Source organism: Spirosoma utsteinense (genome assembly GCF_014282275.1).
Classification (GTDB): Bacteria; Bacteroidota; Bacteroidia; order Cytophagales; family Spirosomataceae; genus Spirosoma; species Spirosoma utsteinense.
The window spans coordinates 59,865-73,560 of the sequence record NZ_VFIA01000027.1 but is presented as its reverse complement, the minus strand read 5'-3'; the positions used below and the strand labels follow the sequence as shown (position 1 = coordinate 73,560).

The following is a 13,696-nucleotide window of genomic DNA, read 5'->3' as shown; positions in this document are numbered from 1 at the left end:
AGGCCGGTTAGGCAAGCAGATGGACGGGAAGGTTATGTGCGTCCGATTCAATAAGGGGTAACGCGTTGGCTACTGTTTCGACAGGAAGGCTCAATGGTACATACGGCACAAAATTGCCATCCCGGAAAACAAACAGCTCCCGCGTTTCGGGATGGACCGCCACTAATCGAATCCATTCATTGATGAACCATTCATACGTAGCGTCCGACCGTTTGATGGCCTTTATAACTACATCAGGATAATGTTCGACCAGCATCATCAACCGAACAGGGTCATGAACCTCAATCATCTGACTCGGTAAGCCAGACCGCAGGTCACCGTCGATTCCATTGGAAACACCAATCAGGCCCATTACATTATGCGGCAGCTTCGTGCCGGCTCCCAACTTCTGGTTATCGACCCTGGAGAAAAAGTATTCCAGATTGATACCGCCACAAACCGGCGCGGCAGCGTTCAGGATCCCTGACAGATAGATCCCTTCCGGGTCTATTTGATAATCATACGAATTCAAAAACGACCGGCGATCCAAAAACAGCCCTTTAGACAGCGACCGGCGACCGATCAGGCAAAGAGCATTAGTTGCATGGTTTAGCTCCGGACGGGGCTCGAACAGAGATACCGACCGTTTTTTCAATTGCTCGTGGATATAATCCGGAGCCTGGGTAGAGTCGACCGAGGCAAACCGGCGCGAGCGTTCTTTAGCGTTCATGTCCAGCGCTTTTTCAAACATCGACGCCCGCTTGTTATGCGCTTCCAGGTTTACCGGCGTCAGCGTTTCTTCATCGAAAAAGACGATTTCGTCACGGGTTGTATCGTGCAGCGCTCCCATGAACTGCGTCGAGTCGGGGATGGAAATACCCCGCGTACGCAGGATCGCCCGAACGGCAGGCTTATTGCCCATATAGGCCAGTACCCGTGAGTTAACCGAGCCAGCACGCCCCGAGCAGGCACCACAATCATAGGCCGCATAGTGGGGGTTATTGGCCGTGCTCGACCCATGGCCGACGACGTAGATGACCGGCGCAAAATTCCGAACCAGGCCGATACTGTTGAGCAATCGCTCGACCCGATCGGCCATTTCATCGATACCAAAACCGATCTGCAACCCATTTTCGGTATCGGCTGGATTTTGGTTTTCGATGGTGAGCCGTGACCGTTTATGCATGTGCTTGAGCGACGAAGCGGTAGCGGCACTCATCGACGGATTGAATACCGCCAGGAACAGGCGAAGAACCGACCACAGTCCAAGCGTTTGAGCTATCAGCCAGCCGCTATAGAACGAATGAGCGTGTTTGGTAAAATAAACGTCCTTCTTCCTTTTGTTACGGGCATCGACCTCTTTGATAAGGTATTTGGGTGTAACCGGAGCCGGGCATGCTTTTTCGTAGAACTTACCTTCCTCGGGCTGGTAGAAGAACTCAACGCCAAAGAAGCCGGGGGTACCGAAGGTTTCGCAGTCTGGATCTTCATGTTCGATATGACGCCGGAATGAGCATTCCCGGTCATCGATGCAGAAAAAGGCCTGAAAACTTGGCGTCGTTCGTTGAGGCAGCGCAGTTTGGCCAAGCCGTTGCACACCAGTCAATACCTGGTCGTAGTAGTTCCATTCGTAAATATCCTGCCAGAGCGACAGCACGTCCGACAGTTCTGTTTTCGCTATCGGAGCCGACAGATCGACAGGGCGAGTGGTCAGTCGGCTGCTGAGGGGCTTCCAGTTGGGACCAAATTGAAAGTCGAGCGCATCGATTTCGAGCAGCAACTCGAAGAGGATCACATCGTGCAGCGCTATCTGCTTCGGATCGAGCAGCGTTTGCGGCTGGTTTTCGATAACTGCCACCATGCCCGACCATCCCTGGTGGGCAAACTGCTGGTCATACAGATAATGCTCATACAGGGTCTCGTCGCCAACTAAAATCGCCAGTAGATCGGTCAGCGTACAGGAACCCTTCACCAGAAGCTGTTTGGCCCGTTTACCTCTGAAAAAGCTCGTGTAGGACCGGCTCTCCATTTCCCGAAGCGCGTCGATAAACTGTTTGCCCCGAATAGGAAAATTCCAGATCGAGATTCCCTGGTCGAGGTAGCTACAGAGAATGCGGAACAGCGTGGGATGCACCATAGAGTCCAGATCGACCTGATAATGTCGTTTCCAGTTGGCTCGTAGCGTACCTACCCGGGGTACATCGGTCCGGTCGTAGGTCGTGGCCAGTAACTTTTCGGTCCACTCAGCCAGGGCCTTTTCACCTTGACGCTGAATGATAACCTTTTGTAAGACAGCCGGACTGATCAGCCCCGATGTGTAGAGACGGCGGTACTCGCCCAGGGAGAGAGACGTATTGTAGCCAAGTAAGGTATGCGCTTTGTTCAGCCCTTCGTAGAAAGGCAGATCCTGGAAGGCATGAAGGGTATTGTGGTGAATGAAGTCTTTGAGCGGGGCCTGAGCGGGCAGGTAATGTTCCAGTGCATGAAGTACGGCATGTTCATCGAAGTAACCTTTTGCTATATTCATGAAGTTTGGTGGATTTCGGATTAACAGGCAAAAGTCACTATGCGCTATTAAAACGCCGTTAAACTGACTTTAACAGCGGATTAAAAAAGGTAGCAGGACACCGTTCAATACCACCAAAAGTGGCTTTACGGCCTCGTTAATCAACTTTTAATTTCCATTTAATGATCTCCTAATTGTCTCAACCTGCCCTGAAAGGTTATTTGTACCCTGCTCTAACCTTGACACCACCACCACATGCAGGTTCAACATACATCAGCTACCCGTCAGCCAGCAACAGGGCTAGCGGGCTTGAAGCAAAACTGGCAATCCGACTTGTTATCGGGCTTTTTAGTGTCACTCATTGCGTTGCCTTTGAGCCTGGGCATTGCGGGAGCCAGTAATTTCCCTCCCATCATGGGTGTTCTGACGGCCATTATTGGCGGTCTTGTCGTCGCCTTCTTTGCCGGATCTGAACCCACCATAAAAGGACCTGCTGCTGGACTTATCGTTATCGTTGCTGGTTGTGTTGATGAATTAGGGCGGGGTGATATGACGCTGGGCTGGCATCTGGCCTTGGGCGTCATTGTTGTTGCCGGTGTCATACAGATCGTTCTGGGCCTGCTGAAAGTAGCCAAGCTGGCCGACTTTTTCCCGTTAGCGGCCGTTCATGGTATGCTGGCGGCCATTGGCATAATCATCATGTCGAAGCAGCTTCACCTGGCTGTTGGTACTGCACCCAGCGAATTGAAAGGAAAAGAACCAGTCGAACTTATTGAAATGGTGCCTCATAGCCTGATGCACATGGAATGGCACATCGCTCTGATTGGAGTAGTTAGTCTGATTATTCTGTTCGGTATGCCAATGATCAAGAACAAAATAGTTAAGAAAATACCACCTGCTTTAATCGCTTTAGTCGTTGCCGTTGTACTTGGACTGATTTTTCACCTTTCCGACGTTCACCAGTATGGAAACATTAAGCCACTGGTAACCCCCGGCGAATTTACACTGGGTCTCAATGTGAATTTTGATGCCTGGTGGGGCGATCAATTACCCACTGCCCTGAAGTACGTTGCCATGTTCGCGCTTATTGGCAGCCTGGAGTCGCTGCTAACCGGCAAAGCCATCGACCTGCTCGATCCCTACAAACGGAAATCGAACCTGAGTAAAGACCTGACAGCTGTCGGGATCGGCAATACGATGTCGGGTATCCTGGGCGGTTTACCGATGATCTCGGAAGTGGCCCGCTCGTCGGCCAACCTTTCCAACAGCGGCAAAACACGCTGGGCCAACTTTTTCCATGGTGCCTTCCTGCTGATTTTCGTGGTAGCCCTTGTTCCCCTGATCAAGCTGGTTCCTGTAGCCGCTTTGGCCGCCATCCTGATCGCTGTTGGTTTTCGCTTGGCGAATCCAAAAGAATTCCGACACATGTATGAGATAGGACCTGAGCAGTTGATCGTTTTTGTGGTAACGATCATCGCTACGCTGGCCACCGACCTGCTGGTTGGTATCGGGGTTGGTATATTAACCGAATTCGCCATTCAGCTTGTACTGGGGCTACCGGTCAAATACCTGTTCAATCCACAACAGGAATTAGTTTCTGTTGGCGATACACATACGCTGACTATTAAGGGCGCAGCAGTATTTACCAACTACCTGAGCATCAAAAAACAGCTGGATACAATTCCCCAGCAAGCAGGCCAGCACGTAACCGTCGATCTTCATCATGCTCGTTACGTTGACCATACTGTCATGGAAAATCTGCATAATTACGAACATGATTTTCAGTTGGCCGGGGGCAGGTTCGACGTGATCAACCTCGATGAACATAAACCACTCTCGGCTCACCCACTGGCCGCACGGCGTAAACCGGTCGTAAAATCATCGGTTAGTCAGCCGGTTTAAGAACAATTTTAAACCGTTATAGAAAAGGGCAAACGACCAAGTCGTTTGCCCTTTTCTATAACGGGGGATTCTCTAGAACAGCCTATACCTTTCTAGCGAACTGTTTCGACCTTAAATTCTGACGTCAGGTGAAACTGTATATCGGGATTGTTTTGCTCATTCATGCGTAACATCCAGTCTGATTCGGCCAGAAAGACCGCGTTATTGTCCTTGTCATACGCAATCTGGTTGCCCTTGAGCCGAATGAATTCAGCGAGTTTAGCCGGGTTTTCCGCCGTAATCCAGCATGCTTTCGTATAGTTCAGCGGTACCCAGCGGCACTTGGCGCCGTACTCGTTCTCCAGGCGGTACTGGATTACTTCAAACTGTAGCTCACCGACCGTTCCTACAAACTTACGGTTACCCAGTTCGAGCGTAAACAATTGTGCCACCCCTTCGTCGGTCAGCTGCTGAATACCTTTGTCCAGCTGCTTCGATTTCATCGGATCAAGATTGACAAGTTCCTTGAAAATTTCGGGCGAAAAACTGGGGATGCCCTGAAACTGAAGCTCCTCCCCTTCGGTCAGCGTATCTCCGATCTTAAAGGTCCCGGTGTCATATAATCCCACAACATCACCGGGGAAGCCTTCTTCTACGACGCTCTTGCTATCGGCCATAAAACTGAATGGCGATGCGAACCGCACGTTTTTGTCCAGCCGTGTATGGTGGTAAAACTTACCCCGTTCGAATACCCCCGAGCAGATGCGCAGAAAGGCGATCCGGTCGCGGTGGCGAGGGTCGAGGTTGGCGTGGATCTTAAAGATAAACCCGCTGAAATTTTTCTCACTCGGTAATACCTCGCGCTTATCGGTTGGGCGGGCAATGGGCTCGGGCGAGATGCCGCAGAATCCTTCGAGTAGCTCCTTAACGCCAAAGTTGTTGACCGCAGAACCGAAAAACACGGGAGCCAGCTTACCGTCCAGATAAGCCTGCCGATCGAAGCCATCATAAACACCATCGATCAGTTCTACATCCTCCCGCAGTTGGGCCGCATCCCGTGTACCAACCTTCTCGTCGAGCAAATCGTCGGCCAGATCGATCGGCAGCACATCGGCTTCGACTTTGGTTTTATTGGCTTTAAAGAAATATAATTTTTTCTCGATAAGGCTATATACCCCCTTAAAGTCTGACCCCATATTGACGGGCCACGTCATTGGCCTGACCCGGATGGTTAGCTTCTCTTCAAGCTCATCCAGCAGGTCGAACGGGTTGCGGCCTTCCCGGTCCATTTTGTTGATGAAGATGATCACCGGCGTATCGCGCATCCGACACACTTCCATCAGGCGCTCGGTCTGCTCCTCCACCCCTTTTACGCAATCGATTACCAGAATAACACTGTCGACGGCGGTTAGTGTTCGGTAGGTATCTTCAGCGAAATCTTTGTGACCAGGCGTGTCGAGAATGTTTATCTTCAGATGATCGTACTCAAACGTCATCACCGATGTAGCGACGGAGATACCCCGCTGCTTTTCAATTTCCATAAAGTCGGAGGTAGCCGACTTCTTGATTTTGTTCGATTTAACGGCCCCGGCAGTTTGAATAGCTCCGCCAAAAAGCAGCAGCTTTTCTGTCAGCGTCGTTTTACCGGCATCCGGGTGACTGATGATAGCGAAAGTCCGCCGACGGGCGGTTTCAGCTTGTGTGTTCGTTTGCATTATTCTCAGAATCAATCGACAAAGATACGAAAAAAGGGGGAATTAGGGGAGGAAAGGGACGAGAGGGAGGAATGGGATTAAGGAGCCGTTGTGCTCAATCTCATTCCTCCCTCTCGTCCCTTTCCTGCCCTTACTCTCTTCATAAAAAAGCCCAGAACAGCAGGGCCCAGCCCGCAATCATCGCTACGCCACCTATGGGCGTAATAGCCCCCAGCCAGGTAATTCCCGTAAAGCACAGAACGTAGAGCGATCCGGAAAAGATCAGCGTACCGATCAGCATCGAGTTTCCCGACCAGCCAAGTAACTTAGCTATTGTTGGATTGCTGCCAAACAACTGGAGGAGTATACCCACCAGCACCAGGGCCAGCGCATGATAGAACTGGTACTTAACAGCCGTCTCGAACGTAGCCGTCCGACCGGTTTCGTCCAGCATATTTTTCAGCGCGTGGGCACCAAAAGCACCAAGTGCTACACCGATAAGGCCGAGAATGGCTCCCGCCTGAATGAAAAATTTCATAGTCTGTCAGGCCGAACGTCCACATCCGGCGGTCTATCTATACATACAACCAGACGTGGACGTCCGGTATTACCGACTCCCGAAAATGGCGCTGCCCACGCGTACCAGCGTGCTGCCCTCCTCAACGGCCATACGGTAGTCGCCACTCATTCCCATCGAAAGTTCACGAAATTGGACCGTTGGTCGCTGAATGGCAGCCAGCGAATCATACAATTGTTTGAGCCCCCGAAACTCCTGTCTTACCTTTTGTTCATCGTCCGTGTTAGTGGCCAGACCCATCAACCCAACAAGGCGTACGTGCGTTAGTGACTCAAGCTCGGGCGAATCGAGCAAGGCTTTGGCTTCATCGGCAGAGAGGCCAAACTTGGTTTCTTCATCGGCAATATATATCTGGAGCAGGCAGTCTATGACCCGGTTGTGCTTAGCCGCCTGTTTGTTGATTTCCTGCAACAGTTTAAGACTATCGACGGAGTGGATAAGCGCCACGAAAGAGGCAATATATTTGACCTTGTTCGTTTGTAAATGACCAATCAGGTGCCACTGGACATCGGCAGGCAGTTGCGGCTGTTTATCGGCCATTTCCTGCACTTTGTTCTCTCCAAACAACCGGCAACCAGCGTCATAAGCCTCTTGCAAGAGCGCAACAGGTTTGGTTTTAGTCACGGCAACCAGCTTCGCCCGGCCGCCTAACTCAGTCTCGATCCCGCGAATTATATCTGCAATCATACCTTCTTAACAGCACTCTACGAACTACCATTCATAAATAATGCGCAAAGATAGGCTTGATAACTCTGCATAAACCCGTAGTTTTTGGCCTTGAACGATCAAATGTGGCTTATTGACGCAATAAACCGTCAAATGCTTTAGTTTTGGTGACGAATTCTACCCCTTAATCCCTGCCTCACATAATGACACCCATGGAACCACGCCCTCAAACAAAGAACAACAGCCGCAGCTATTTGCTGGCAGCTTTGCTTATTCTGGCTGCGCTGAACGTGATGTTGCTCTATTTCTGGTACCAGGAACGCCAGGACAATAAAACCAAAGATGCAACTCTGGCCGCCAAGACAGAAGAAGTGCTGACGACCAAAACAAAACTCGACTCGATCTCGACCCAACTGGATAGCAAGATCATCGAAATCCAAAAACTCGGCGGTAATGTGGACTCACTGCTAAAAATTAAAAAGCAGCTGGATATCGATAAGCAGCAACTGCGCAATGTGAACGCATTCGATCGTCGACGATATGACCAGAAGGTACGTTTCTACCGGGCGCTGCTCACCGAGAAGGACGAGGAGATTGCCAAGCTTCAGGAAGAGAATGGAATTCTGGTTAAAAAGAACGACGTATTAGCGCAGGAAAACACAGGGCTGAAAGCCGAACGGCAAACGCTCAGTGATTCGGTAGTGGCGGTCTCTACCAAAAATAAAGAACTGAGCGAGAAGGTAACTATTGCCGCTGCACTCCGGGCCGAAAGCGTTACGGTCAATGCTATCAATGGCCGGGGTAAGGAGCGTGATGGCGGCAGCTACAAGGCAAAGCAGCTTGAAAAAGTTAAAATATCGGTTCGATTATCGCCAAATGGGTTAGCCAAACAAGACGAAAAAGAACTGTTCCTGCGTATTCTGGACCCCAGTGGTGCGGTCATATCCGATATGGCAACAGGCTCCGGCGAATTTTCGTATAATAATCAGGGAATGATTTATACGGCTATGCAACGTTTCCCATTCGATAATAGCCGCCAGCAGGTCGACTTCATTTACGGGCGGGGCGGCAAACGTTTCAATCAAGGCCGGCATACGATTGAGGTATACTGCGAAGGGTTCCGAATTGGTGAAGGAGAATTTACAGTGAAATAGAAAGGGAGGAGGGAGGAAAGGAGTAAGGAGGAAAGGGAGGAAAGGAGTAAGGAACAAAGGAATTGTACGGGGCTACCCCTTCCTCCCCCTCCTCCCTCCTCCCTTTCCTCCTTCTTTCCTCCTCCCCTTCCTCCCTCCTCCCTTTCCTCCTTCTTCCCTTTTCTCCTAAACGTTTTTCATTTGCCGCTTTTTTCACTATCTTTGCGCCCTCATTTCAAACCAATTACGTACATGTTTCCCAATAACTACGAAACGGTGTTCATTTTAACTCCCGTTTTATCTGATATTCAGATGAAGGACGCCGTTGACAAGTTCCGCAAAGTGCTGACCGATAACGGTGCGGAACTCGTTCACGAAGAAAACATGGGCCTGCGCAAGCTAGCCTATCCAATTCAGCATAAAAACACGGGTTACTACCAACTCTTCGAGTTTAAGGCCCCCGGCACGACCATTGAGAAACTCAACACTGAGTATCTCCGTGACGAGCGTATCATCCGTCACCTGACGATTTCGCTCGACAAGCATGCCGTGTCGTACAACGACCGGAAGCGCAATGGCTTAGTGGGCAAGAAAAAACAAACCGAAAACGCCGGGGAGGCCAAGTAATCATGAGTCTGCAAAACGAATCTGTCTCGAAGACCGAGAACCGCAAGAAATACGACCGCTTCAAGAAAGCCGGTATCAAATACATTGACTACAAAGACGGCAATTTCCTGCTGAAACTGCTTAACGAGCAGGGCAAAATTCTGCCCCGCCGGTTAACCGGTACCACCTTGAAAAACCAGCGCAAAGTAGCCCAGGCCGTCAAACGCGCCCGTCATTTAGCCATCCTGCCGTACGTCGGCGATTCACTGAAATAATTAATCAGTCAGTTCGTCAGCGGGTTATTGCGTGTTTGCTGCCTACGCGTCAGCCACTTATTGACTCTACGACTTACTGCCTTTCCGACTCTAACAAATGGATATCATTTTAAAAACCGATATTGCCGGCCTGGGCTATAAGAACGACACCGTCGCGGTGAAGCCCGGTTACGGTCGCAACTACCTGATTCCTCAGGGATTTGCTGTAATGGCAACCGACTCTAACAAGAAAATTGTTGCAGAGAACATTCGCCAGGCAGCTCACAAAGCTGAAAAAATCAAAACCGAAGCGCAAACAATTGCTGCTGGTATCGGCGAAATGACGCTGACGATTCCTGCGAAAGCGGGCGACAGCGGCAAAATCTTCGGCCGCGTAACCAACACGCAGGTAGCTGACGCCCTGCGTGAGAAAGGCTTCGATATCGACCGGAAGAAAATTACGGTTGATGATGTGAAGACCCTTGGTAACTACGAAGCATCGCTCGACCTGCACAAGGATGTGAAGCACAAAGTGAAATTTGAAGTTGTAGCTGCCGACTAATCGCGCCCTACTCCTTTGTAATAAACAGTTCGGGTTCCTCTGATCACTCAGAGGAACCCGAACTGTTTTAGTTTTAGCCCTGCCAGTGGTCGCAGACCCTGGTCGTGGCTTTTTCTAATAGTGGCTTTTCCGGATAGTGGCTTTTCAACAAGAGACCTTAAGCCGGAAAAAGCCATTACCAGGGTCTGCGACCACTGGCAGGGCTAGGCTAAAAAACTGACACGATCTGGTAAACAACGGTATTGAACGTCACTGCGTCGCCCACCTTATGACCTGATAGCGCCGTGGCCACAGGAGAAGCGGGAGAAACGGCGAAGTAATCAGTACCTGCAATGGCTAGCTTACCGGCACTAATGCTGATAAAAAAGACACCGCGGTTGGTCGTTACCAGACTTCCCGGCTGAACCGTCTCATACGCTTTTCCTACGTTGAGCCGGGTTAATTCATGTTCCATTTTACGGGCCTGCGCCAGCAGTTGAGCATGCCGATCCCGCTCCAGTTGAGCCATAGCCCGACCAGTTTCGTATTTATCGCCGGCACTGCTCTTGGATTCTGAATTAGCCGACTCCTGGGCGGCTTCCATAGCTAACTTTGCCGTATTAATCCGCTGCTGAACATAGTCCACACACTGATTGTATAGATCCTGTTTGGTGGTATCACTGGTCATATTATTCTGGGATGATGGGCTACAAGGCTAGTTCGCTACAGTCGACGCCCACCACGCGCATAATTGAGCACTCCACGTCGATGATGAAGTCGATCTCGTCAGTGCTGTAGTGTAGCACATCCCAGGCATCAACGTATCCCTGAATATTTTCTTTAAACTCTTCGGGTTCAGTATCCCCACGCTCAATGAGTACGACCAGGAAATCGATGAATTCGTTGACAGCCTGGTTCATTTTCTGCCGACCTGTTTCGTTAGGCACGGGTAATTCCCGGTTCACCCAATCGGGATCAGGAAATTTCTCATGGGAACGATAAAATGCCAACCGGGCCAGCATAGCCTCGGGCGTTAGTTTAGATTTGGTCATGCGATCTGATGAACTTATAAATTCTTTTTTTTCATTTCCGCAACGGCATAATTAACCGCTCGGGCCGTCAAAGCCATAAAGGTAATGGACGGATTCTGAGTACCCGTCGATGTCATGGCTGCACCATCGGTCACGAACACGTTCTTAACGCTGTGCATCTGGTTATAGGCATTCAGCATGGACGTTTTTGGGTCACGTCCCATCCGGACGCCACCCATCTCGTGGATATCGAGACCGGGATTGCGGTGGTCATCGTAGGGGTTGATGTTCGTACATCCAGCCTTATCCAGCATGTCGGCTCCCTGCTCCAGAAAGTCCTTCATCATGTCCAGATCATTCTTAGTGTACCCAATAGACGTGATAAGTTGAGGGATTCCCCATGGGTCTTTTTGATCGGCACTGAGCCGGACATGATTTTCATAGCGGGGTACGGTTTCACCCTGCATCATCATAAACACATGCCATGCACCGGGGTCGGTCACCTTGTTTTTAAAATCGGCCCCAAATCCATCCTCTGCATTTCCCCGTTGCCAACCCGACCGGGCTGCACTGAACGCAACCATATAACCACGCTGAAAATTCACCTCCTGCTTATCGACATTACGAAAGTTAGGCATGAACGCAGTAGTAGGCCGACGCCCGTAATAGTACCCGTCTTCGAATCCTTCATAGTCAGCGGTGATATTGCCACGGTAGTTATGAAAGGCTACGTACCGGCCGAGCGTTCCGCTGTCGTTCCCCAATCCATTCGGAAACCGGCGCGAAGTCGAGTGAAGTAATAGCAGGTTTGTATTGAGGCAGGCCGCATTTACAAAGATAATGCGCGCGTAATACTCCGTTAGTTGCCGGGTATGCGTATCAATCACCCGAACGCCCGTAGCCCGGCCACCCTTTCCTAACGTACCGGCCGAGGCTTCGTCGTAAATAATGGAGTGAACGATCGAATCAGGCCGGAGGGTGAGATTACCCGTTTTAGCAGCCCACGGCAAGGTCGAAGAATTACTGCTGAAATATGCCCCGTACAGGCAACCCCGGTAGCACAAATGCCGTGCCTGACACTGTGCCCTCCCCTGGTCGTAGTGAATTTGTTGCGGATCGGTCAGGTGGGCGCACCGGCCAATGATTACATGGCGGTCTTTATAGCTGTCGGCTACGCGCTTCTGAATGTGTTTCTCTACGCAGTTTAGCTCCCAGGGCTTCAGGAACTCGCCATCGGGCAGCGTTTCCAGCCCGTCTTTATTGCCACTGATGCCCACGAATTTTTCAACGTGGCTGTACCAGGGCGCTACATCTTCGTAACGGATGGGCCAGTCTACGGCGGCCCCGTCGCGGGCGTTGGCTTCAAAATCGAATTTACTCCAGCGCTGGGTTTGCCGCGCCCAGATCAACGACTTCCCGCCTACCTGGTAGCCCTTGATCCAGTCGAAGGGCTTCTCCTGTACGTAGGGGTGCTCGGCATCCTTGACAAAAAACTGCTCCGTTGCTTCGTCCAGTGCATAACACTTCGTTGCAATGGGATTTGCCTTGTCAAAGTCTTCCGGCATGCGGTTGCGGTGCGGGAACTCCCAGGGATTGAGCGTAGCCGTTGGGTAGTCGACAATGTGTTTGACATCGCGTCCACGTTCGAGTACGAGCGTTTTCAACCCCTTCTCACAGAGATCTTTAGCCGCCCATCCTCCGCTAATTCCCGAACCGATTACAATAGCATCGTAGGTGTTTTGCTTGCGGGCGTCGCCATTGATATGCATGCTATTTGTTTTTAGGATTACGATATTACGTATTAATTTATAGGCGGCAAAAAATCTACTATTTCAATAGATTTATACAAACAACCGGCGCGGCTTTGGGCTTATCAAAACAGATAAAACAATAAAGCCACGTTATGGAAGCTAAAATTCCCCCTCAGCATCAGGATACTCAACCCGGAATCGAGGCAGACCTCAATCCACAGCCGAAGGTAATCCGACACCTCTACAAAGGTGCCAACAAACTCAAGGATAAAGTTGCGCTTATAACCGGTGGCGACTCGGGCATTGGCCGGTCAGTAGCCGTCCACTTTGCCCGCGAAGGTGCCGATGTTGCCATTTCCTACATGGATCGGGAAGACGTTGACGCGCAGAAAACCAAAGAACTCGTCGAAGCCGAAGGCAGGCGCTGCGTGTTGCTGCCGGGCGATATCCGACAGGAAGCGTACTGCAAATATATTGTGGAGGAGACCGTTCGGCAGTTAGGCAAGCTAAACATTCTGGTGAATAACGCGGGGCTTCAACTGGCGCATAAAACGCTCGAAGAAGCGCTTGACGAGGACTTGCTGGATACTTACGAGACAAATATCTACTCCTTCTTTCGGGTCACGAAAGCTGCGGTTCCGCATATGCAGAAAGGGGACTCGATTATTAACACGACCTCCGTCACGGCCTATCAGGGCCGAGCCGATCTGCTCGAATATTCGTCTACAAAAGGCGCTATCATGACGTTTACCCGGGCCTTGTCGAGTAACCTGGTTTCCAAAGGTATTCGGGTCAATGGCGTGGCACCCGGACCGATCTGGACACCGCTCAACCCCGCATCGGTAGAGGCTAAGCAAATACCTTCGTTTGGCAAGGATGTACCCATGAAACGACCCGGCCAGCCCAGCGAGGTAGGGCCTGCCTATGTTTTTCTAGCTTCGGAAGATGCTTCTTACATAACCGGGCAGGTACTTCATCCTAATGGCGGTACGATCATAAATACGTAGTAAACCGTTGCTGTGTTATTGGTTTCCAGAGCGTCAGCTCAACAGGGCCCTATAATCCAACACAGCTTTT

The 13,696-nt window shown here is 50.7% G+C and carries 13 protein-coding genes; 6 read left to right on the top strand and 7 right to left on the bottom strand.

All coding sequences use genetic code 11. The features are described 5' to 3' along the window. Positions 1-7: 7 nt before the first annotated feature. Positions 8-2,506, bottom strand: a complete 2,499-nt coding sequence (locus tag FH603_RS19480) for a YbcC family protein (RefSeq protein ID WP_186739369.1) — start codon at positions 2,504-2,506, stop codon at positions 8-10. 234 nt (positions 2,507-2,740) lie between these two features. On the opposite strand from FH603_RS19480, the gene FH603_RS19475 reads away from it, so the two are divergent. Then, a complete protein-coding gene (locus FH603_RS19475; protein ID WP_186739368.1) occupies positions 2,741-4,387 on the top strand; it encodes a SulP family inorganic anion transporter in 1,647 nt (548 codons plus the stop codon). A gap of 92 nt (positions 4,388-4,479) precedes the next feature. Here the strand turns inward: FH603_RS19475 and FH603_RS19470 are convergent, their stop codons facing one another. The 3 genes from FH603_RS19470 to FH603_RS19460 all read right to left on the bottom strand — a co-directional run bounded on the left by FH603_RS19470 (position 4,480) and on the right by FH603_RS19460 (position 7,324). Further along, positions 4,480-6,081, bottom strand: coding sequence for a peptide chain release factor 3 (locus FH603_RS19470; RefSeq protein ID WP_186739367.1), 1,602 nt, complete (start codon positions 6,079-6,081; stop codon positions 4,480-4,482). 139 nt (positions 6,082-6,220) lie between these two features. Next, positions 6,221-6,598 carry a DUF423 domain-containing protein gene (locus tag FH603_RS19465; RefSeq protein ID WP_186739366.1) on the bottom strand — a complete coding sequence of 126 codons (378 nt, stop codon included), beginning with the start codon at positions 6,596-6,598 and terminating at the stop codon, positions 6,221-6,223. 69 nt (positions 6,599-6,667) lie between these two features. After that, positions 6,668-7,324, bottom strand: a complete 657-nt coding sequence (locus FH603_RS19460) for a YggS family pyridoxal phosphate-dependent enzyme (RefSeq protein ID WP_186739365.1) — start codon at positions 7,322-7,324, stop codon at positions 6,668-6,670. A 191-nt stretch (positions 7,325-7,515) separates the two neighbouring features. Here FH603_RS19460 and FH603_RS19455 point away from each other — a divergent pair, with 191 nt between their 5' ends. The 4 genes from FH603_RS19455 to rplI all read left to right on the top strand — a co-directional run bounded on the left by FH603_RS19455 (position 7,516) and on the right by rplI (position 9,858). Next, positions 7,516-8,457, top strand: coding sequence for a hypothetical protein (locus FH603_RS19455; RefSeq protein WP_186739393.1), 942 nt, complete (start codon positions 7,516-7,518; stop codon positions 8,455-8,457). 231 nt (positions 8,458-8,688) lie between these two features. Then, on the top strand, positions 8,689-9,063 hold the full coding sequence (gene rpsF / locus FH603_RS19450) for a 30S ribosomal protein S6 (RefSeq protein ID WP_186739364.1): 375 nt from the start codon (positions 8,689-8,691) through the stop codon (positions 9,061-9,063). Between the two features lie 2 nt (positions 9,064-9,065). After that, positions 9,066-9,317, top strand: coding sequence for a 30S ribosomal protein S18 (rpsR, locus tag FH603_RS19445; protein WP_018620831.1), 252 nt, complete (start codon positions 9,066-9,068; stop codon positions 9,315-9,317). Between the two features lie 97 nt (positions 9,318-9,414). After that, complete coding sequence (rplI, locus tag FH603_RS19440) at positions 9,415-9,858, top strand: 50S ribosomal protein L9 (protein ID WP_186739363.1); 444 nt, start codon at positions 9,415-9,417, stop codon at positions 9,856-9,858. Positions 9,859-10,066: 208 nt separating this feature from the next. On the opposite strand, the gene FH603_RS19435 is transcribed toward rplI, so the two are convergent. The 3 genes from FH603_RS19435 to FH603_RS19425 are packed head-to-tail and all read right to left on the bottom strand — an operon-like array spanning position 10,067 to position 12,637. Continuing rightward, on the bottom strand, positions 10,067-10,525 hold the full coding sequence (locus FH603_RS19435; RefSeq protein ID WP_186739362.1) for a GreA/GreB family elongation factor: 459 nt from the start codon (positions 10,523-10,525) through the stop codon (positions 10,067-10,069). Between the two features lie 19 nt (positions 10,526-10,544). Continuing rightward, the gene (locus FH603_RS19430; RefSeq protein ID WP_186739361.1) at positions 10,545-10,889 is read right to left on the bottom strand and encodes a hypothetical protein; all 345 of its coding nucleotides are present in this window, start codon (positions 10,887-10,889) and stop codon (positions 10,545-10,547) included. A 14-nt stretch (positions 10,890-10,903) separates the two neighbouring features. Next, positions 10,904-12,637 (bottom strand): GMC oxidoreductase, encoded by a 1,734-nt coding sequence (locus FH603_RS19425; protein WP_186739360.1) that lies wholly within the window; start codon positions 12,635-12,637, stop codon positions 10,904-10,906. Between the two features lie 134 nt (positions 12,638-12,771). On the opposite strand from FH603_RS19425, the gene FH603_RS19420 reads away from it, so the two are divergent. Beyond that, a complete protein-coding gene (locus FH603_RS19420) occupies positions 12,772-13,626 on the top strand; it encodes an SDR family oxidoreductase (protein WP_186739359.1) in 855 nt (284 codons plus the stop codon). Positions 13,627-13,696: the final 70 nt, after the last annotated feature.